Consider the following 21,275-nt stretch of genomic DNA (forward strand, 5'->3'; position numbering starts at 1 on the left):
TCACAGCCAGCGTCCGCCATTGCCGACCACCGCCGGATTATTGCCGACGAACAACAGATAGGTCAGGTTCACGCTAGCCTCCGCCACCATGGCGATACCGACCGAGGCACCGACCACCGCGCCCGCCATATAGCCCCAGCCAAACGCCGCCAGCCCCGCATCGAATTGCAACCATGTCGCGATCGCGCTGCCGATCGCGAAGGCCGCCCAGGTCGCGAGAATCCGGCCGAACAGGTCGTAATAGGCGAGCACCACGGTCGTCGCGATCGCGGCCAGGTGGAACACGACCCCGAGCGAGGTCTGGCGAAAGGCGAAAATTGCGCGAACATCGGCGCCGATCAGGTCGAACAGCGGCACCGCCAGCACCCATGCCAGCGCCGCGACCAGCAGCTGCACCAGTATCAACAGGCGAATGCCGTTGAGCATCACGCGGACCAGATCGGTGCGCGCCTCCTCGATCCGGTCCATCGTCGACGTGCCGGTGCAGCGCGCCAGCATGCTGCCGAACGCGCGGTCGAACCGGGTTTCGGTGACGATCAGCAGCAGCGTCAGCCCCGGCACGATCGTCAGCAGGCCGAGGAAGCTGCCTTCGTCGTTGATCGGGTTCAGCCGGAGCAGCCCCAGCGCCCGGCCGCTTTCCGGGCCGAACCACAAAATCCACTTGTCGATCCAGATGGCGATCACCGCGGCGATCCCGGCGAGTGAGATGATCGTCGCCAATCGGCGCGGCATCGCGTCGGGGCCGGGCAGCACGACGTCGCCGGTGAAATGCCGGCGCAACAACATCAGGATCGCGGCCAGCGTCGCGCCGACGCCCAGCCCCACGGCCGCCAGCACGCTGGTCGCCCCGGCATGCGGCACCAGCAGCAACGCCCCGGTCGCCAGCACGATGCCCAGCAGATAGGCCGCCGGCACCGCGCGGAACCGGTCGAGCGTCGTCAGCATCGGGGCCGCGATCCAGATCTGCGTCAGCCACGCAAGCGTCACCGCCGACAGCAGCGCGGTCGCCGGCGGCAACCCGCCCAGCCCGGCATACAGGACGAGGCCGACCGTCAGTCCAATCGCGCCGCCTGCCGCCAGTGCGGTCAGCAGGATGCCGGGAATCGCCGCGCTGTCGCGCGCGAACAGGCGGTCGGCGACCAGTCGGGTCGCGACGATCCCGACCGGCGCGGCCGCCAGCGCCGACAGGCTGAAGGCATAGATCAGCACCGTCTGCACGAGATGCGCGGCTTGCCCCTGCAGATGGTGCGCCGTCCAGCGTTCGAGCAGGATCATGCCGGCGGCGGTCAGCAGCCACGGTCCCGAACTGATGATCGCGCCATGCACGGCGGCGGCGGCGATCCCGCCCACACCGCCTTCGCGCGCCACCCGCGCCAGTTGAAACCCGATGCCCGCCATCACTACCCTCGAAACCCCGGATGCGGGCCCTGACCGCCTGTCGGAATAGGGCCTATAACGCGGGTTTCGTAACGGTCCCTTACAGGAAGAAGTCGTTCGCGGTCAGATTGTGGTGACCGAGCAGCGCGATCGAGAAGTCGGCGATGGTGCCGGCCCCGGTATTCCCCTCGACGACGGTATATTCCTTGCCGTCGATCATCTGGAAGCTGAAGCGCAGCTGCGCCGCGCCGGTGAACTTCGCGCCGGGCGTGGCGAGCAGGTTGAACGCCTGGTCGCCGCGGGCCAGCATCGACGTGTTGGCATCGATCGCCGACAGGTCGATCTTGTCCGCGCCCGACCGGAAATCGGTGATGATGTCGCGCTGCGAGGCGAGCGTGGAAGAGTCGCCCGATTTCTCGAAGCGGAACACGTCGTTCCCCGCCCCGCCGGTCAGCACGTCGCGGCCATCGCCACCGATCAGGATGTCGTTCCCGTCGCCGCCGTTCAGCGTATCGTTGCCAAGGCCACCGATCAGGCGATCGTTCCCGCCCAGCCCGTTCAGCACGTCGTTGCCCCAGCTGCCGTCGAGCACGTCCTGTTCGCCGGTGCCGTTGATCGTTTCCGACATGATCGTGCCGGTCTTGGTGATGCCGACGACGTCGGTGACCGAGACCGACAGGGTCTGCGTATCGACCGCGCCGCGCGCGTCGGTGGCGACGACCGTGACCGAATAGATATTGTCGTGATTGGCGTCGGTCGGATTTTCGAAATCGGGCGCGGCGAGGAACTTCAGCGCGCCGCTGGTCGGGTCGATGGTGAACTTGTCGCCGTCGGCCGTCGCCGCGATCGAGAACTTGATCGAATCGCCGAACTTGATGTTCGCATCGGTCGCGGTGATCGTGGTGAGTGCCGCCGTGGCATTTTCCGCCGTCTTCAGGGTGCCGGTGTCGGCGCCGCCGAACGAGCTGATGACCGGCCCGGTGTTGGCGACCTGCTGCACCTTGACCGCATGGGCGCCGATCGCGCCGATATCGATCGTCGCGATTTCACCGATCAGCGACTCCAGCTTGCCGCCCTCGACCGACAGCCAGCTGGTGCCCGGCGCCTTCAGGTCGATCTTGACCTTGCCTTCGCCCTCCACGGTGAACGACAGGTCGCGCCCGTCGCCCGACACCGATTGCAGCGCGGCGCGCATCGGCAGTTCGACGATATGGGTCACGTCGTCAGCGACCGTACCCATCTTGATCTCGAAGCTGCCGCCGGCGGTCGGCAGGAACACCTTGTCGGCGTTATAGGCGTAATATCCGGTGACGCTCTGGATCACCTGCCCGGTCTTCTGCCCATCGACGTCGAGCGCGAACAGCCCGGTGCCAAGTGGCGAGGTGACGGTGGCGTTGATCGTGTTGCCGATGACGCTGGTGACGATCTTCGACTGGTCGAACGCCTGCACGCGCGCGGCGAGGTCGGCGAGCGTGACGAACTCGATCCCCGTCTTGGCCGCCATGGCGATGAAGTCGGTGAACATCGCCTGGGTATAGGCGCTGGCCACGCCGTCTGCCGACCACATGGTCGGGCCATAGTCGTGCCACGGCCACACCACCACCGGCGCATCGGCATTGGCGGTCAGCTTGGCGAACTCGCTCGCCCAGATCGCCTGCGCCTCGGCGACGGTCTTCTTCTGGAATTCGATCAGCGAGAAATCGAACGAGGTGTTGGGCGCGATATAGACCTGGCCCGATGCCGCATTGGCCGGGTTCATGAACCCGATGGCGTTGGGATAGCCCGCGCCCACCCCCGAATAGCCGCCCGAGAGATACTGGACGTATTTCAGGATTTCCTGCGACGTCGCGATCTGTTCGGGCGCGCCGGGCACCGCCGCGCCGACCACCTTCGCATCGCGGCCGATATAGTCGCTGATCTGCTTTTGCAGCTCGGCGCGGCTCTGCCCGAATTCATAGGCGATCTGTTCGGGGGTCAGGACGTTGGTGTCGTGCGGGTGGGTATAGCTGTGGGTGCCGATCTCGTTGCCCATGTCGAGCAGCGCCTTGTACACCGGCAGCGACGCTGCCCAATCGGTCGCCTGGCCGGTCGCCGGGCTGTTGCCGATATTGACGTAATAGCTGCCAAGGAAGTTGTACGTCTGCTTCCACTCCGCCAGCAATGGAATCAGCTTGTCATAGATGCCGGGCGCGGTCCCTTCCGGGTTCACCTCGTCGCGTTCCTGGCTCTGGTCCATGTCGACGCGCGAGGCGAACAGGCCGGTCTGCCGCGTCATCTGCAACCCGACCGACAGGCCGCTGCCATGGACCGAATAGTCGATCGCCTTTTGCAGCAGGTTTTCGTCGGCCATTACGGCTTCGGACGAGAAGATGACGTTGCGGCCGCCGGTCTGCGTGGCGATCGCCGCCGAATAGGTCTGGCCGTTCACCGTCTCGGTCGCGATCGTCTGGCCGGTGCCGCTTTCGCTCTTGAACGCGTTCCAGCCCACGGCCTTGTAGTCGTGTACGACCTGTCCGTTGGCATAGCCGTCGAGCACGGTGCCGTTCGCATCGGTCGCGCGCACCGTCACGTCGGCGGGGAAGCCGCCGGTCACGCGGGTGGCGTCGAACAGCAGCTTCATCCGGCTGTAGCTGTCACCGGGCAGCGCATTGCCGGCCTGGTCGTTGGTCATGAATTCGCCGGCCGCGATCAGGCCGATGCCGAACTGCTTGGTCGCCTGTTCCAGCGTCTGCGCGATCAGGTCGGCCTTGCTGGCGTCGACGTTGCGGAACGAGGGGAAGACGATGCTGTCATATTTCGCGAGCGTCGACAGGCTGGTCAGGTCGCCTTCGGTCAGGATGTCGAACGGCACGCCGGCCTGCATTGCCTGGCTCTGCGCGGCCATGAACAGCTGCGAATAGGCGGTCTTGCTGAAATAGGCGTTGGCGGTCGAATCCGACCATACGATCGCGATGCGGTGCGCCGGATCGGCCACAGCGCCGGTATCGTTGAAGACGGTGAACGGATTGGCCGAATAGCTGCCCGGCAGGAATACCGCGTCGTTCACGTCATACAGCGTGTCGATCGCCTGCGGATTGCCGATCGCCGCCTTGGGCACGCGGAATTCGACGGTGGCGCGATCGGCCGACCACACCGCCTGCAGGTTCGCCAGCACCAGCGTTTCGCCGGCCCCGCCCGAATAGAGCGACACCGTGCCGTCGGCGTTCACATTGACGTTGTATTCGGCACCGCCGGCAAAGCCGAACACCTGATACCCGGTCGCGGCGTTGCGATCGGTATTGAGCCATGCGGTGGTGTTGGTGCCAATGACGCCGGGCGCCTTCAGCGCAAAGGCAAAGGCATCGCCGTCGCTGCGGGCATAGACGGCATAGCCGTCGCCCAGCCCCCGATCGATCCGATCCGACTGGTTCCAGTCGTCCAGATTGCCGTCGAGCAGGATCGGGGTTGCAGTCGCCATCGCCAGTCGTCCCATGGGAGTATCGGCGCGTGCTTCGCATCGTCGGCGGTCGATCGCAATCATCTATTGGATGGTCGAAAACCCAAGATCTGGTTAATTTGTACCATGGCGATACGGGTGGTGCAGAAGGCTTGTCCGCAACGCGTAAAACGACAACAAACGGCCGCGGCCAGGGGGGATGACGACATCGTGCAGAACGTGAACGGATCGATGCGCAAGGGTCCTGGCGCCGCCATGGCCGTGGTCGCGGTTGCCCTGATCGCCAATTGCTCCGCTGGCGGTAGCGCATCGGGCAGCGTCACGCCGACCGCCACCGCCGCGCCGACCCCTGCTCCGACGCCCACGCCTACCCCGACGCCTTCATCCCCGCCGACGACGGCCGCCATGCAGTTCGCCGCGCAGCTGTCGCCGGGGTGGAATCTCGGCAATTCGCTGGAGGCGATCGGCAGCGGCCCTGCCCCGGCGGCCGGGTCGCAGGAAACGGCATGGGGCAATCCGGTCGTGTCGCCGGCATTGCTGAAGGCGGTTGCCGCCGCGGGCTTCAGGAGCATCCGCGTGCCGGTGTCGTGGAAACAATATGCCGGTGCCGACGACCGGATCGCCGCCGCGTGGTTCGACCGGGTGGCGCAGGTGGTCGATCAGGCGCAACAGGCCGGGCTGATCGTCATCCTGAACGTCCATTGGGACGGGGGCTGGCTGCAACCGACCTATGCCGAGCAGCCGGCCGCCAATGCGCGGCTCAAAAGCTTCTGGACCCAGATCGCCACGCGCTTCCGCGACCATGACGACCGCCTGTTGTTCGCCGGCACCAACGAAGTGATGGTGAAGGACAATTACAACGCGCCGACCCCCGAGAACTGCGCGGTGCAGAACGGCTTCAACAAGGTATTCGTCGACGCGGTGCGTGCCACCGGCGGCGGCAATGCGAACCGCTATCTGGTCGTGCAGGGCTATAACACCAACATCGATCACAGCATCGCGTGCAATGCCACGCTCCCGACCGACAGCGTTGCCGGCCGGATGATGATGGAGGTGCATTATTACGACCCCTATGATTTCGCGCTGAACGAGAAGAGTGCGATCTGGCAATGGGGGGCCGGTGCGACCGACCCGAAGGCCACATTGGCATGGGCGAACGAACCCTATGTCGATGCCATGTTCCAAAAGATGCAGGTGACGTTCGGCGACCGGGGGATACCCGTCATCCTCGGCGAATATGGCGCGATCGCCAAGACGGAGCATGATCCGACCGGCACATACCGCACCGAATGGGATCGATACGTCACCCGGTCGGCGGTGCGGCACGGCATGGTGCCGATCTATTGGGACAATGGCCCGACCGGCAATCACACCCTTGGCCTGTTCGATCGCGCGACCGGCCGCGTCGTCCATGCGGACATCGTTCAGGCGATCGTGGCGGCAGCGAAGTGACGCGCGCATCGATCCGCGCCGGCCTGCGGAGTGCGTTGCTCCTCCCGGCGATGGCGTTGAGCAGCGTGGTCTGGCCGGCCGGTATCGCCCCGGCGGTGGCACAGTCGGTGACGGTTCGGGAGATCGCCGTCGACATGCACGGGGCGACCAGGCCGCGCGATCGCATGGCGCAGCTGTCGGTCGGTTCGGACTTTCCGGGCACGCTGATCCGCGAGGACAGCCTGGCGCAGCTGGCGACCGTGCAGCAGGAACTGCGGTTCCGCTACATCCGCTTCCATCATGTCTTTGCCGACGAACTGGGCACCTATCGCGAACGGGGCGGCAAGCCGGTCTATGACTGGACCCGGATCGATCATCTCTACGACCGGTTGCTCGGCATGGGGCTGAAGCCGTTCGTCGAACTGGGCTTCACCCCCGATGCGATGAAGCAGTCGGACCAGACCATCTTCTACTGGAAGGGCAACACCTCCCATCCGCAGCCGGCAAAGTGGACGGCGCTGGTCGATGCGTTCGTCCGGCACCTGATCGCGCGCTATGGCCGGCAGGAGGTCCGCAGCTGGTATTTCGAATTCTGGAACGAACCCAACCTCGCCGGTTTCTGGGAAAAGGGCGATCAGCAGGCCTATTTCGACTATTACGGCCGCACCGCCCGCACGATCAAGGCGATCGACCCGGCTCTGCGCGTCGGCGGCCCGTCGACGGCGGGTGCGGCATGGGTCCCGGACTTCCTGCGCTATGTGGACCGGGAAAAGCTGCCGGTCGATTTCGTGACCACGCATACTTACGGCGTGGAGGGCGGCTTCCTCGACGAGAAGGGCGAAGGCGACAACAAGCTCTCGCGCAATCCCGACGCGATCGTTCAGGAGGTGCGCAAGGTGCGCGCCGAGATCGACGCCACGCGCCATGCCGGGCTGCCGCTGTTCTTCACCGAATGGAGCACCAGCTACAATCCGCGCGATCCGATCCACGACGATTATATGGGTGCCGCCTATATCCTGTCGAAGCTGCGTCGAACCGAGGGGGTGGCGCAGGGCATGAGCTATTGGACCTACAGCGATCTGTTCGAGGAGCCGGGGCCGCAGGGCAAACCGTTCGAGGGCGGGTTCGGGTTGATGACCCCGCAGGGCATTCGCAAGGCGTCGTGGTTCGCGTACAAATATCTGGCCGAACTGGGCGACCGCGAACTGCAGACCGGCGATGCCGCGAGTATCGCGACCCTGAAAGGGCGCACCCTCCAGCTACTGGCGTGGCGCGACGTGCTGCCCGAACAGCCGGTCAGCAACCGCCCGTTTTTCACGAAGGTCCGGCCAGCGGCGGAAGCCACGCCGCTGACGCTCAGGGTAAGCGGCCTGAAACCGGGGACGTACGGCCTGCGTATCCGGCGGACGGGATATGACCATAATGACGCCTATTCGGCCTATCTGCGCATGGGCCGACCGGCAACGCTGTCCCCCGCCCAGCACGCCATGTTGCAATCGCTGACGACCGACACGCCGATGCTGGCACAGCTGGAGGTCGGTCGCGACGGTGTTGCCCGCAGCGCGATTCCGATGCGGGAGAACGACGTCGTGATGGTCGAACTGATCGCGCCCTGATGCGGGTTGGCCGCGGAACACGAACCCATCCGTACTGCGCGGCTGCCCGGCTAGCCTGATCGGGGGGTGGAGGAATGCGGGCGAGTCGGGTCATGGTCCGGCGAACCGCCCTGTACCATGACAGGCCGCTCGCCCGGACACCAGGGCGCGGCGCGGTACATAATCTGCCGGAACAGGTCGGAGGAGAGGTGGGCCGTGAGCCATGCCTGCAGATGGGGCAGCGGTTGGGTGTCGAACCATTCGCGATCGACCGCCGCGAACTGCCGGACGAACGGCAGGATCGCCGCATCCGCGATCCCCATCTGCATCCCGGCGAGTTGTGCCGTCGAGGATAGCCGCGCGTCGAGTTCCTGCAGGAACAGCAGGCCGCAATGGCGATGCTCGGCAGCATTCGACCCGTGCCGATCGGGATATTTATACCGGTCGAGATGGTGCTTGAAGCTGCCGTCGTTGCTGGCGATCAGGGCCGGATCGTCGCGTGCCAGCCAGTCGTCCGGGTCGTGGCGCGACAACGCCCAGCGCATGATCGCAAGGCTTTGGTCGATCACCGCGCCATCGGCGGTGTGCAGGACCGGCACGGTTCCCTTGGGCGAGATTGCGAGCATCGCATCGGGCTTGGCCGAGAGGCGAACCTCGCGAAGTTCATGTCGCACGCCACTGACAGCGAGGGCCAGTCGCGCGCGCATCGCATAGGGGCAACGACGAAAGCTGTAGAGAACGGGGTCGGCCATCGCTCCCCCTATGCGGTGCGAGGGCGGCGTTTGAAAGGTTCGCAGGGCGTGCCCCGCCCCGCGACGTCGGCTATGCTGCGCGAAAAGCGGAAGGACACACCTTGATGACCCGGAGCAGGAACGGCATGAGACGGCGTGGCATCGGTCTGGCAATCGGTGCGTTGCTCGGGGCGCTTGCCACCGCCTGTTCGCCGCTTGGCGCGTTCGACAGGCTGGTGCCGAAGGATCGGAACGGTACGCTGGTCGCCCAGGGGCTGGCCTATGGGTCGGCGCCGCGCCAGCAACTGGACGTCTACGCGCCGCGCGGCGGTTGCGGGCAACCGCGCCCGGTGGTGGTATTCTTCTATGGCGGCAGCTGGAACAGCGGGACGCGGGCGGGCTATGCGTTCGTCGGCCGCGCGCTGGCGGCGCAGGGGTTCGTGACCGTCATCCCCGATTACCGCCTGGTGCCCGACGTCCATTATCCGGCGTTCGTCGAGGACGGCGCCGCCGCCGTGCGCTGGGCAAGCGCGAACGCCGGCACCTATTGCGGCGATGGCCGCTCGGTCGTGGTGATGGGCCATTCGGCGGGCGCGTATATCGCCGCGATGCTGGCGGTCGATCCGCGCTGGCTGGGCGAGACGCGGTCGGTGGTGCGGGGGTTCGTCGGGCTGGCCGGGCCCTATGACTTCGCCCCGTTCGATGTGGATGCGAGCCGTGCCGCCTTCGGGCAGGTCGCCGACCCGGCGGAGACGCAGCCGGTGACATGGGCCGGGACCGGTGATCCCCCCGCCCTGCTGCTCTACGGGACGGAGGATAGCGTCGTGCGTCCCCGCAACAGCGAAGCGCTGGCCGCCAGGCTGCGCGCGGGCGGCGTGACCGTGGCGCAACGGGCCTATCCCAAACTGGGCCATGTCGGCATCCTGCTCGCGCTCGCCCGCCCCTTTCGCGGGCGTGGACCGGTGCTGGCGGATGTCGCGGGGTTCATCCGGTCGACGGCGAAGGTGAAGGACGCCGACCGCCGCTGAGACCGAATTGGGTCGGGCTCGATCGTCACCTTTCCCTGCAAAAGGCGCGCCGCTATTTCAGATTATTTCTATATTGTATCGGAACATTGACAGAAGGTTATACGATTGGACGCAGGCCTGCCCGTACCGATCGTTTCAGCCTGCTAACGTCGAAAAACCGCTGCCGAAGGGGGCGGGATCGACGGCGTTACCATCCGACACGTCGGCCCGGAACGTCCGGATGACATTGCGCGGGAGCATGTCGTTCGCTTGTTTGCGTGCTCGAACGATGGGGATTGACCCGATGGCCACCGTGACTGCTCCTTCCGGCCCGCCCCGCGCTGCACCGGGAAAGACGCCGACCGGCACGCTGGACGCCCTCAACTTCTTCCTTGCCGACGTGCGTGATGGCCTGGGGCCGTATCTGGCGATCTATCTGCTGGTGGTGCGCGGGCCGTCGTATGGCTGGAACGAAGCGACGGTGGGCCTGGTGCTGACCATCGCCGGGATCGTCGGGCTGTTGTCGCAGACCCCGGCCGGCGGGCTGATCGACCGGGCCAGGAACAAGCCGCGCATCGTCATCGTCGCCGCGCTTCTGGTCACCGCGAGCAGCCTGTCGCTGCCGATCGTCTCCGGCTTTCCGATGGTGACCCTGACCCAGTCGATCGCGGCGGCGGCGGGGGCGGTGTTCGCGCCCGCCATCTCGGCGATCACGCTGGGGCTGGTCGGGCCGAAACTGTTCGCCAAGCGGGTCGGCCGGAACGAGGCGTTCAATCACGCGGGCAATGCGGTGTCGGCCGGGCTGGCGGGCGTGCTGGCATGGTCGTTCGGGCCGGTCGTCGTCTTCTGGCTGATGGCGGCGCTGACCGTCGCCAGTGTCGTGGTGGCGGCGCGGCTGAACAACGACGACATCGACAATGCCGTCGCGCGCGGCCTCGACTGCGAACCCGAGGAAGGGTGCGAGGAACCGAGCGGGTGGAAGACGCTGCTGGAAAATCGCACGTTGATGATTTTTGCCGCGGCGGCGTTCACCTTCCACCTCGCCAATGCGGCGATGCTGACCTCGGTCAGCCAGCTGCTCGGGCGGACGGTCGGTACCGACAAGGCGACGTCGCTGACCGCGGCGTGCATCGTCGCTGCGCAGCTGGTGATGGTACCGGTCGCGATCGTCGTTGGCCGTAACACTGAACGCTGGGGCACCAAACCGATGTTCCTCGTCGCGTTCGGCTTCCTCGCGCTGCGCGGCGTGCTCTATACCGTGTCGAACGATCCGTGGTGGCTGGTCGGGGTACAGGCGCTCGACGGGATCGGGGCAGGCATCTTCGGCGCGCTGTTCCCGGTGGTCGTCGCCGCTCTGACCAAGGGGTCGGGCCGGTTCAACGTCAGCCAGGGCGTGGTGTCGAGCGTCTTCGGCCTGGGTGCGGCGCTGTCGGCGACGCTGGCCGGGTGGATCATCGTGTCGGCCGGGTACAGCGCCGGGTTCCTGACGCTGGCCGGCATCGCCGCCGTCGGCTTCGTCCTGTACCTGATCGCGATGCCGGAGACGCAGAAGTGACCCCCACCCCGATGCTGAGCTGGGTCCATATCGGCGACCTGCACATGGACGAAGCGAATGGCTGGGAAAGCCGCGACCGGCTCGCGGCGATCGTTGCCGAGATCAACGATCATGTCGGCGACGCCGCCCAGTTCGTCTACCTGCCCGGTGACAACGCCAATCACGCGACCGAAGAACAGTATCGCGTTATCATCGATACGCTGGCGCCGCTCGCGCTGCCGTACCGCGTGATCCCCGGCGACCATGATTACGAACGGGGCGATCTGGCCCATTACGATGCCGCCTTTCCGCCCGAAAACCGACCGGAGGCGGAGGTGATCGCGGGCCATCGCTGCATCTTTCTCGACATCGTGTCGGCCGGTGCGGGGGGTCCCGACTTCCGGCTGACCCGCCACCATCGCAACCGCCTGCTGGCCGAACTTGCGCGGGCGGAGGCGGAAGGTCAGGTGCCGGTCGTGTTCATGCACGCCTACCCCGGCGACCTGGCGGCGGATGGCGAGGACATTGCCCGCATCCTTGCCGATGCCCGCGTCGCCTTCGTCGATACCGGCCATACCCATTATAACGAACTGCTGAACGATGGCCGCGTCATCTATGGCGCGACCCGTTCGACCGGCGAGATCGAGGAGGGGGACGGACGCCCCGGCTATTCGATCGTTACGCTCCATGGCCGGGTGCCAAGCTGGCGCTTCCGGGAAACGGGCAGTCCCTGGCCGTTCGTCCAGATCGTCGCCCCTGCCGACCTTCGACTGGTAACGCGCCCGGCCGACGCGACGCAGGTGCCGCGTCCGGGCAAGGTGGAAATCGTCGCGAAAGTGTTCGGCACCGCCACTGGTCCGGTAATGCTGTCGGTCGATAGCGGTGCCCCGGTGCCGATGATGGCGGCCGGCGATGGCGGGCTATGGTCGGCGATGGTCGATGTGGCGGCCGGGGCGCACCGCGTCTCCGTCACCGTCGACGACGACCGCGATACGATCACGATGCTGGTGCGCGGCGAGGGCGGCATCCCCCGCCGGGGCGTACCCATCGCCCCCGGTCACGACATCCATCATATCGGCGCATGGCCCGAACGCGGCATCGCGGGCACGCAACTCGGCCCCAACAAGAACGGACGGCATTGGTGATCCTCGCGACCGGAGCGACCTGGGGCATTTGTGCCGCCGCTACTGCAGCCGTCATCGCGCGCCCCTTCCGCTGGCCCGAGGCGATCTGGGCGGTGGCCGGGGCCGCACTGCTCCTGATCCTCGGCCTGATCCCGGTGACCGCCGCGCTGTCGGCGGTGGCCAAGGGCAGCGACGTGTATCTGTTCCTGATCGGCATGATGTTGCTGAGCGAGGTCGCGCGCGCCGAGGGATTGTTCGATTGGGTGGCGGCGACGGCCGTGATCCACGCGCGCGGATCGACCACGCGCCTGTTCGCGCTGGTCTACATCACCGGCATCGTGACGACGACGTTCCTGTCGAACGACGCCACTGCCGTGGTGCTGACCCCGGCGGTCTATGTTGCCGCACGAAAGGCCAAGGCCGACCCCCTGCCCCTGCTGTTCGCCTGCGCGCTGATCGCCAACGCCGCCAGCTTCGTCCTGCCAATCTCCAACCCCGCCAATCTCGTGCTGTACGGGGGCAGGATGCCGCCGCTCGGCGCATGGTTCGCGTCGTTCGCGCTGCCCTCGCTGGCGGCGATCACCGTCACCTTCCTCGTGCTGCGCTGGATGGAACGCGACCGGTTGGCGGGGACGTGTATCAGCAATGTCGAACGCACCCCCCTGACGACGGGTGGCAAGGCGGCATTTGTCGGCATCCTTGCCACGGCGGCGGTGTTGCTGGTCGTGTCCGCGCTCGACATCGAACTCGGGCTGCCGACCGCGATCGCGGGGATCGTGACGACGCTGGTCGTCTGTGTGATCGCCCGGTCGTCGCCGGTCCCGCTGCTGCGCGATATTTCGTGGAGCGTCCTGCCGCTGGTGGCCGGGCTGTTCGTGCTGGTCGAGGCACTCGATCGCACCGGGGTGATCGGGCGGGTGGCGACCGCGCTGCGGGCGACATCGGCCGATCCGGCCTATGGGGCGGCGCTGTCGGGCACCATTCTGGCCTTCGCATCGAACCTGATGAACAACCTGCCCGCCGGGCTGGTCGCGAGCACGGCCGTCGCGCAGGCGCACCCGCCGCAGCTGGTGGTCGATGCGCTGCTGATCGGTGTCGACCTGGGACCGAACCTGTCGATCACCGGCAGCCTTGCCACCATCCTGTGGTTGCAGGCGATCCGCCGCGAAGGGCAGGATATCGGGTTCTGGCGCTTCCTGAAGATCGGAGCGGTCGCCATGCCCCTCGCGCTGCTGGCGGCGCTTGGGACACGGATCGCGCTTGGATAGCGTCGATTGCGGTGTCCGGCACAACGCCGACCCACGACCGGTAAGCCACGCGTTCATCCGTGGCTTACCGGTCGAGGTTGCATAGCCGCGCTTTAAGCGTGCCTTCACACTCCGTGGATAGGTGCCGCCGCACCATTACCTCGGAAGATCAATTAAATGCATCATCGTTCGACGGCCTCCGTGTTGCAGGGGTCGCTATGCTTATTGTCGCTGGTATCTGCCGTCGGCTTAGCCGGGCCTGCCGCAGCCCAGTCTGCCAAGGCACAAGCCGATGCCGCGCAAACGGCATGGGAAGCTAGCCGCACCGTCGACGAGAATGACATGGTGACCACCGGCGTCGCCAAGGGGCGTGACCGCCTGAACAGCGCCACCTCGACCAGCTCGGTCAAGGAGAACGAGATCGTCCGGCTGACGCCGCGGTCGCTGGCCGACCTGTTCCGCAACATCCCCGGTATCCGCGTCGAAGCCGGCGCGGGCGATCTCGGCAACGGCTATACCGTGCGGGGGCTGCCGCTGGTCGCGGAGGGCGCCAAGTATCTGCAGCTTCAGGAAGACGGCCTGCCCGTCCTGGAATTCGGCGATTTCAACAACGCCCCGGCCGACGCCTTCCTTCGCGCCGACCTGAACGTGTCGCAGGTGGAATCCATCCGCGGTGGCTCGTCCTCGACCTTTGCCTCGAACGCGCCGGGCGGTGTCATCAACCTGATCTCCAAGACCGGCGAGGTCGAGGGCGGATCGATCATGGCGAGCACCGGCCTCAACTATGGCAGCTACCGGCTCGACGGCGATTACGGTGCCCGACTGGGCGGCGGTTGGCGCTTCCACATCGGTGGCTTCTACCGCGAGGGAGAGGGGCCGCGCCGCACCGGCTTCACCTCCTATGCCGGTGGCCAGGTGAAGGCCAATGTCACCAGGGAGCTGCCGAACGGCTATCTGCGTTTCTACGCCAAGTTTCTCGACGACCGCACGCCGCAATATCGCAACTATCCGGTCGGTGTGACCGGGACGGACAGCGACCCGCAGTTCAACAGCCTGCCGGGCTTCTCGGTCAACCGCGACAGCATGTTCTCGCGCTATGTCCCCAGCGCCCGTTTCCTGATGCCCGATGGTGATGTCGAGCAGCCCCAGTTCGGGGACAGCACGCATGTGCGCGCCCTCGCCGGCGGGTTCGAGGGGCAGTTCCGCGTCGAGGAATGGACCGTCACCGAGCGGTTCCGCTATGCCGGGATGCAGTTGGACGGCGTGCTGCCGATCTCCGTACTGGCGGGTACGCCGCGACAGATCGCGGGTGCCCTCTCGATCCCCGCGCCCAGCTTCACCTACGCGACCGGGCCGTTTGCCGGCCAGCCTTTCGACACCACGCGCGGCAGCGGGCTGATCGCGCTGAACGGGCTGTTCCGCGCCAAGGTCGACAGCGCCGACAACGTCACCAACGACCTGCGCGCCAGTCGCGTCTGGGCACTCGGCGACGCCAACCTGACGACCACGGCGGGGCTGTATGCCTCCCGCCAGACGTTGAATCAGGCCAACGCGCTGCTGACCGCGTTCCAGGACGTGCGGGGCGACGGTCGCTCGGCGCTGATCAACGTCGCCGCGGCAAGCGGGCTCGTGCCGCTGACGCAGAACGGCATCCTGCTGAACTATGCATTGGGAACGCCCCAGCTCAACCGGGGCGCAGAGACCGATTATCGGACGATCGCACCGTATGGCTCGTTCAACTATCAGACCGGGCCGGTCGCGATCGGCGGGTCGCTGCGCTACGATATCGCCAATGTGGAGGGCACGATCCACGAGGGGCGGATCGGCTGCTACGACTTCAACGGCGACGGGGTGACGCGCGCCGGGACGCCGGAATGCCAGACGGTGGTCTTCACGCCCGGTGCCGGGCGCCCGGTCGACTATGGGTATCGTTATCTGTCCTATTCGACCGGCATCAATTTGCGTCTGTCCGATCCGTTTGCGGTGTTCGCGCGCTATAGCAAGGGTGGCCGCGGCGGGGCGGGCGCGATCCTGTATTCCTCCGCGATCGACCGGACCAGCGGCGATCTGGTCACGGGCCAGTCGGGCTATGACCGGGTGCGCCAGGCCGAGGCGGGGGTGAAATATCGCCACGACGGGCTGACGCTCAACGCGACCGGCTTCTACGCCACCACGCAGGAAACCAACACGCAGCTGGTTCCCAATGCGCAAGGCATCACCACCCAGCAACTCGTATCGCGGCGCTATCGCGCTTACGGTGTCGAGATGGAGGGGGCCGTCCGTCGCGGTCCGTTCAGCCTGACCGCCAACGGCACGCTGGCCGATGCCAGCATCACCGCCGCCGAAAGCGCCGCGCTGGTCGGCAATACGCCGCGCCACCAGCCCGCGTTCATCTACCGCATGTCGCCGCAATATGATGGCGAGCGTTTCTCGATCGGCGCGAATGTGATCGGCGTGACGCGCAGCTATGCGCAGGACGTCAACCGGCTGCGGCTGCCCGCCTATACGACGGTCGGCCTCTATGCACAGGTTCGTCCGGTCGACCGCGTCGAACTGGGCATCAGCGCCACCAACCTGTTCGATGCCAACGCCATCGTCGGCACCCTCGACGCGGCGATTCCCGCCACCGGTATCGCACAGGCCAACACGCTGTACGGACGCCTGATTTCGACCTCGGTTCGGTTGTTCTTCTGACGATGCTCCCCGCTCTCCGGCGCAGTGCGCCGGTGAGCGGACAGGACGGAACATCGCCGCCGGGCGTGTTCATTGCTGCCATCGATGTGCAGCGAGCGGCGATAGGCGGCCAGTGCGTCCGTGACCCGATCGGCAGCTTCATAGGCTTCGCCAAGGCTATCCCAGGTGTTCGCGCTGTCGGGATGCAGGCTGGTGTTGAGCATCAGCACGCGGATGCCTTCCTCCACGCGATCGGCAGCCAGCAGCCGACCGCCCCAGACATTCAGATCGTCTTCCGTAACATCGAAGGACGGGCTGCCGGATCGCAATCGCGCAAAGATCGTCGCGGGAGCGTCATCCGGAAACGCAGCCAGGGCGACACGCAACCGGTTCGTATCGCGCGACAGGCCGCCGCCGTTTGCGAGACGCAGCTCGGGATAGAACACTCCGGCGATCTCCCCGATAAACTCTTCCGGATTGGCGCCAGCCAGGTTGGTCAGGACGACGATCGACAGGTCGTCTTTCGGGTAGACGAAGAAGGCCGAGCGCCGTCCACCGATACCCGTCGCGACGGGATGCCGTTCATCGCTGCGCAGCGGCCACCCCATGCCCCATTGCGTCGGCCTGCCATCGGCATAGCGACCCGGCGTCCAGAGCATCTGCAACGCGGCCGGGCTCAACAGCCTGCCATTCTGCAATCCGATCAGCCACCGCGCGACGTCGGTCGCCGATCCGTTCAGGCCACCGGCCGTCCGCATGAACGGGGCGAACTCGTCAAAGGCATGTTCGAGCGGGGCGTCCCTGGTGGAACCGTCGACAGCTCCGTTGGCATAGCGATAGATCCTGACCCGCCCGGCAATGATGTCGCGCGTTTCGCCATAGGCGAACCCCGTCGCACCTGCCGGCGCAAATTGATGGGTTGCGATATAGCGGGTGAACGGCATCCCGGTCAGACGGTCGATGATCTTGCCCAACAGCACGTAATTGGTCTGGTTATAGCGAAACCGGGTGCCGGGCGGCGCTTCGACAGGGCGTGTCCTGATCGTCGCCCAGGCAGAGTCCGGATCGCCGTCGCCGACGAGACGGCCGGTGCCCTGGCCCCTGGGTTGCTCCAGAATGTCGGGAAGCCCGGAGACATGGGTCAGCAGCTGGCGGACGGACACGACGCCCCATTGCGCCGGCCAGTCGGGGACGAATGCCGAAGCGGGTGTGTCCAGCGACAGTCGTCCAGCCTGGACCAGCTGCGCGATGGCGACGCCGGTGAACGCCTTGGTCGCGGAGTTGAGGGTGAAGAGGCTGCGGGGCGTGACGGTTGCGCCCGTCTCGATGTCCGCCACGCCATAGCTGCCCCGGAAGGCGACGGCCCCGTGCCGCACGATCACGATCTGCAGGCCCGGAATGCGACGACGTTGCATCTCCCGCCGCACGATGCGCTCGATCGCGGTGGCTTGCGAGGCGGGGAGCGAGGTGATGACGCATCGCTGGGCCAGCGCGGTCGGTGCGCGCGGAACGGTAGCGCCGGTGGTCGGCAGGCTGCCAAGAAGGACGGTCGCGATGACAGATACGACGATGCGACGGAAGGGTATGTGCATGGTGGCTCCGATGGACTTCTGCGCAGCAAGCCTAAAGGACCGGGTCCGGTCGCCTCACCATCGGTAATCCGCCGAAATTACGGAATATGCGCCTTGCGATAGCTGCTCGGCGACTGGCCATAGCGAAGCTGGAAAGCCCGGTTGAAGCTCGCCTTCGATGCGAATCCGGCCTCCAGCGCGATGGCGAGCAGGGGGCGCGCATCCTGTCGATCCAGCGCGTGGGCAACGTCTTCGCAGCGCAGGCCGTTGATGAACGCGGAAAAGCTGCGGCCAAGCCCTTCGTTGAGCGCACGCGACAAATAGCTTTCGTTGGTGGCGAGCAGGCTTGCGAGCCGTCGCAGCGTCAATGCCTCCTCCCGATACCATCCGTTCTCGCGCGTCAGCGCTTCCCATTTGCGCCCGCGCTCCGGCCAGTCCGGCGTAGGCCCGGGCACGGCAGCCGTGATCCGCAGCGTGTCGAGCGTCGGAAACGGCAGGGCTAGATAGCGCCAGCCCGCGATGCCAAGATACAGGGCGAACCCTGCGATCGCCAGGTAGAGCGGCATCAGCCCCTTGTAGCCGAGCGGTGTGACGGCGTTGAACAGCAGCACGCCGGCCCAGATCAGCGCCAGTGCGGTGAAGGCAATCACGGTCCGTGCAAGCCAGGCGGTCGCAAATCGTGCGTCATCGCTGCGGTTCTGCGCCAGAGCTGCGCGATAGTGTCGCAGCAACTGGATCGTGCGGCGCGCATAGACGAGGAAGCTGATCGCCAGCAGCACGGCCAGAATCGTCTCGCCGGCATCGAACGCGATGTCGGCCCAACGCTGCTTGCGCGGCAGCGGCAGGAGGAACGCCGCCCCCTGATAAACGAACTGCGCAAAACCCGGCAGCAGATGACGCCAGCCCCGATCGGGCCAGCGCCCGGTCACCAGCGCGCAGGCATGAAGGTACAGCAGCGGCGGAACGAACAGCGCGTTGGAGAACGGCGCGAACGTCAGCCACCACCAGCGATCATAGAAACCGGCGAACCCGATCAGCCAGGGAATGATGACGCCGGTCATGACCACCAGCAACGCAGCCAATGTCCGCGTCGCGGATCGGTGACGGATCGAGGTCGCAAGCGCGCCCGCCAACGGCAAGAGAATGGCTGCCGCCACCGTCAGAGCCGCGGCACGCCAACCGAACAGGAGTTCCATGACACGACAATTAGCGCCGCCGCTTCGTCAAATCGCCCCCTACCTGCGCACGTCCGCGATTTTCCCGATCGGGAACCTCAGCTGGCGCTACAAACGGAAGGGGAAGTCGCACTCTCTCGCCAGCAGGCACGCATTCCCGAAACGGACACACGGCGACGAAGTTTGGTGAACGTGCCGGTGTCGCTTATATGCTAAGTTTTGCGACAGCTGATCGATAAACGCATTTCTGCGCGCCTTTATGTCGCAAAACTCTGTTGCAAAACCTTTTAGTTTCGATGCATATTTGCGACATGCTGATTGGCTATGCCCGCGTCTCGACCGATGACCAGGATTTGCGGCTGCAGCGCGCGGCGTTGAAAGAGGCCGGCTGCGGCCGGACGTTCGAAGAGAAGGTGTCGGGTGCGAAGCGCGATCGACCCGAGCTGGCAAAAATGATTGAGCAGCTGCGCCATGATGACACGGTCGTCGTCACGCGGCTCGATCGACTGGCACGCTCGACCCGCGACCTGCTTGATATTGCCGAAAGGCTCAAGGATGCCGGTGCCGGGCTGCGCTCGCTGGCGGAGCCCTGGGCAGATACGACTTCGCCGGCAGGACGCATGGTGCTGACGGTGTTTGCCGGTATCGCCGAGTTTGAGCGCGACCTGATCCACCAGCGTACCAGCAGCGGGCGGGTAGCCGCGAAGGAGCGGGGGGTACGCTTCGGGCGACCACCCAAACTCACAGCCGACCAGATCAAATTGGGCGAACGGTTGGTAGGCGAGGGCACGTCGGTACGGGAAGCCGCCAAGCTGCTCAAGTGTCACCACGCTACCCTGTATCGCGCCCTCACCGCCGCGGCGCTGGTTTGATGCGTCCGGTGACGTCGCCGCAATCGGAGGCCTGATGCCGATCCGTCCGGAGCACATTTTCCTGTATCCGATCGACTGGCCGCAGCTTTCGCATCATGTGCGCTTCGTGCGGGCCAGAGGTGCTTGCGAGCATTGCGGGCGTCCCCACGGGCAACGAGTGTTCCATATGCGCGATGGCCGCTGGTGGGACCGAAAGCGGCAATATTGGCGTAGCGGTCAGGGCCGACGGGTGCGGCGTCCGGTCGAGAACATCCTGGCGCACGGTGCCTGGACGCCGGTGGTGCTGGCCTGCGCCCACCTCAACCATGATCCCAGCGACAGCGCACTCCATCAGCTGGCAGCGCTGTGCCAGCGTTGCCATATGCTCCACGATGGTCCGGAGCATCGACGCCGACGCTGGAGGAATGCGCATTACCGGCGCGCGCTCGGGGACCTGTTCTACGGCCCCTATCCGATGCTGGGTGCCGACTGGATCACACCCACCCCGATCAGCATGCTCGACCATCCGCGCATCGGCACGTAACGCCGCGCGTGCCCTCTCGCGGCTTCCTCACCTGCCTAACGGCAGAAAGCATGTCTTCAAAAATCATAGTGTTTTGCGAACACCATGCAGCCCCTTAAATCCCACAGATCCGAAAGGCCTGAGGAATAGAAAAAGTGAATACCGCCAGGGCGCCACGAGCCATCTCGAGTACCCGACTGCTGACGCGGTCTGCGATCATCTGGTTCACGCTGTCGCTCATGCTAGCGATCGTGGACGCCTTCGGGGTCGTGCGTGCGTTCGGATCGGCGGGCGCATTGACGTTCTGGATGGTGCTCGTGGGCGTCAACATCGTTGGCTGGCATGGTTGGCGACACACTATCCTGCGCGGGGATCGGATCGATGGTCGCTGGGTGTTGGGCGCCGTGCTGCTGAACGGCCTGCTCTGCCTCGAGGTACCGTTGCTGTACCGGCTGATGGGCCGATCGGATGTGACGATCGACTGGCGGCCGGCGCTTTACGGCTTGCTGGCCACGGCGTTCGTCGTCTTCCTGAAAGCCGGACTTGCACGACCGGCCGCACAAGTCGACGGGCCGCCGCCCGACAAGGTGATCACGCCGGTACAGTCGCCGCGTGCCGGTATTTTGGCCCGTGCCGGGATCAGCGACCCCTTCGACGTGCTGTGTGTGTGCGCCGAGGATCATTACTGCCGCCTCTCGTTGCGCAACGGACAAACCTTGCTCGTCCACTATCGCTTCAAGGACGCCATTGCCGATCTTGCCAACGTGCCCGGCGCTCAAGTCCACCGCAGCACCTGGGTCGCGGATCATGCGGTCACTGGCGCGCAGCGCAGCGGACGGCGCTGGTCGCTGAAGCTGACCGACGGGGAAAGCGTCGTCGTCAGCGAGTCGAGCGTCGCCCTTTGCCGCGCACGTGGCTGGCTGACGCCCGGTGACGGACTGGCGTAACGCGAAGTCGGTTTCACGAAATACCGTACGCAGACGGCGCAATCCGCCGCCAC

Annotated in this window: 14 protein-coding genes and 1 pseudogene; 10 read left to right on the plus strand and 5 right to left on the minus strand. The window is 65.9% G+C overall.

Features of this window, described 5'->3' with window-relative positions:
• Both pelG and ASE67_RS16145 read right to left on the minus strand, forming a co-directional pair.
• On the minus strand, positions 1-1,398 hold the full coding sequence (gene pelG, locus ASE67_RS16140; RefSeq protein WP_055763735.1) for an exopolysaccharide Pel transporter PelG: 1,398 nt from the start codon (positions 1,396-1,398) through the stop codon (positions 1-3).
• 79 nt (positions 1,399-1,477) lie between these two features.
• The gene (locus tag ASE67_RS16145; protein ID WP_082457219.1) at positions 1,478-4,834 is read right to left on the minus strand and encodes a M10 family metallopeptidase C-terminal domain-containing protein; all 3,357 of its coding nucleotides are present in this window, start codon (positions 4,832-4,834) and stop codon (positions 1,478-1,480) included.
• A 189-nt stretch (positions 4,835-5,023) separates the two neighbouring features.
• Between ASE67_RS16145 and ASE67_RS16150 the strand changes: the two genes are divergently transcribed.
• Together ASE67_RS16150 and ASE67_RS16155 are read left to right on the plus strand one after the other, a co-directional pair.
• A complete protein-coding gene (locus ASE67_RS16150) occupies positions 5,024-6,265 on the plus strand; it encodes a glycoside hydrolase family 5 protein (RefSeq protein WP_200922246.1) in 1,242 nt (413 codons plus the stop codon).
• The gene (locus ASE67_RS16155) at positions 6,262-7,860 is read left to right on the plus strand and encodes a GH39 family glycosyl hydrolase (protein WP_235511950.1); all 1,599 of its coding nucleotides are present in this window, start codon (positions 6,262-6,264) and stop codon (positions 7,858-7,860) included. Before ASE67_RS16150 ends, ASE67_RS16155 begins: the two co-directional genes overlap by 4 nt.
• Positions 7,861-7,910: 50 nt before the next feature.
• On the opposite strand, the gene ASE67_RS16160 is transcribed toward ASE67_RS16155, so the two are convergent.
• The gene (locus ASE67_RS16160; RefSeq protein ID WP_055763739.1) at positions 7,911-8,591 is read right to left on the minus strand and encodes a glutathione S-transferase; all 681 of its coding nucleotides are present in this window, start codon (positions 8,589-8,591) and stop codon (positions 7,911-7,913) included.
• A 104-nt stretch (positions 8,592-8,695) separates the two neighbouring features.
• Between ASE67_RS16160 and ASE67_RS16165 the strand changes: the two genes are divergently transcribed.
• The 5 genes from ASE67_RS16165 to ASE67_RS16185 all read left to right on the plus strand — a co-directional run bounded on the left by ASE67_RS16165 (position 8,696) and on the right by ASE67_RS16185 (position 16,176).
• A complete protein-coding gene (locus ASE67_RS16165; RefSeq protein WP_235511951.1) occupies positions 8,696-9,598 on the plus strand; it encodes an alpha/beta hydrolase in 903 nt (300 codons plus the stop codon).
• A gap of 283 nt (positions 9,599-9,881) precedes the next feature.
• On the plus strand, positions 9,882-11,132 hold the full coding sequence (locus ASE67_RS16170) for an MFS transporter (protein ID WP_055763743.1): 1,251 nt from the start codon (positions 9,882-9,884) through the stop codon (positions 11,130-11,132).
• Positions 11,129-12,256: a metallophosphoesterase family protein gene (locus ASE67_RS16175; protein WP_235511952.1), complete on the plus strand. Its 1,128-nt coding sequence runs from the start codon at positions 11,129-11,131 to the stop codon at positions 12,254-12,256. The genes ASE67_RS16170 and ASE67_RS16175 overlap by 4 nt, the downstream gene beginning before the upstream one ends.
• The gene (locus ASE67_RS16180) at positions 12,253-13,503 is read left to right on the plus strand and encodes an arsenic transporter (protein ID WP_055763747.1); all 1,251 of its coding nucleotides are present in this window, start codon (positions 12,253-12,255) and stop codon (positions 13,501-13,503) included. Before ASE67_RS16175 ends, ASE67_RS16180 begins: the two co-directional genes overlap by 4 nt.
• 321 nt (positions 13,504-13,824) lie before the next feature.
• On the plus strand, positions 13,825-16,176 hold the full coding sequence (locus ASE67_RS16185; RefSeq protein WP_235511953.1) for a TonB-dependent receptor: 2,352 nt from the start codon (positions 13,825-13,827) through the stop codon (positions 16,174-16,176).
• Between the two features lie 458 nt (positions 16,177-16,634).
• On the opposite strand, the pseudogene ASE67_RS18655 reads toward ASE67_RS16185, so the two are convergent.
• Both ASE67_RS18655 and ASE67_RS16190 read right to left on the minus strand, forming a co-directional pair.
• Positions 16,635-17,747 (minus strand): annotated as a pseudogene (locus tag ASE67_RS18655) (serine hydrolase domain-containing protein); the annotation flags it as partial.
• Positions 17,748-17,824: 77 nt separating this feature from the next.
• Positions 17,825-18,922: a helix-turn-helix domain-containing protein gene (locus ASE67_RS16190; RefSeq protein ID WP_055763748.1), complete on the minus strand. Its 1,098-nt coding sequence runs from the start codon at positions 18,920-18,922 to the stop codon at positions 17,825-17,827.
• 290 nt (positions 18,923-19,212) lie between these two features.
• On the opposite strand from ASE67_RS16190, the gene ASE67_RS16195 reads away from it, so the two are divergent.
• The 3 genes from ASE67_RS16195 to ASE67_RS16205 all read left to right on the plus strand — a co-directional run bounded on the left by ASE67_RS16195 (position 19,213) and on the right by ASE67_RS16205 (position 21,222).
• Positions 19,213-19,773, plus strand: a complete 561-nt coding sequence (locus ASE67_RS16195) for a recombinase family protein (RefSeq protein ID WP_055763750.1) — start codon at positions 19,213-19,215, stop codon at positions 19,771-19,773.
• 34 nt (positions 19,774-19,807) lie between these two features.
• Positions 19,808-20,296, plus strand: coding sequence for a hypothetical protein (locus ASE67_RS16200; RefSeq protein ID WP_235511954.1), 489 nt, complete (start codon positions 19,808-19,810; stop codon positions 20,294-20,296).
• Positions 20,297-20,430: 134 nt separating this feature from the next.
• On the plus strand, positions 20,431-21,222 hold the full coding sequence (locus ASE67_RS16205; RefSeq protein WP_156348661.1) for a LytTR family DNA-binding domain-containing protein: 792 nt from the start codon (positions 20,431-20,433) through the stop codon (positions 21,220-21,222).
• Positions 21,223-21,275 lie beyond the last annotated feature (53 nt).

Source organism: Sphingomonas sp. Leaf23 (genome assembly GCF_001421585.1).
Classification (GTDB): Bacteria; Pseudomonadota; Alphaproteobacteria; order Sphingomonadales; family Sphingomonadaceae; genus Sphingomonas.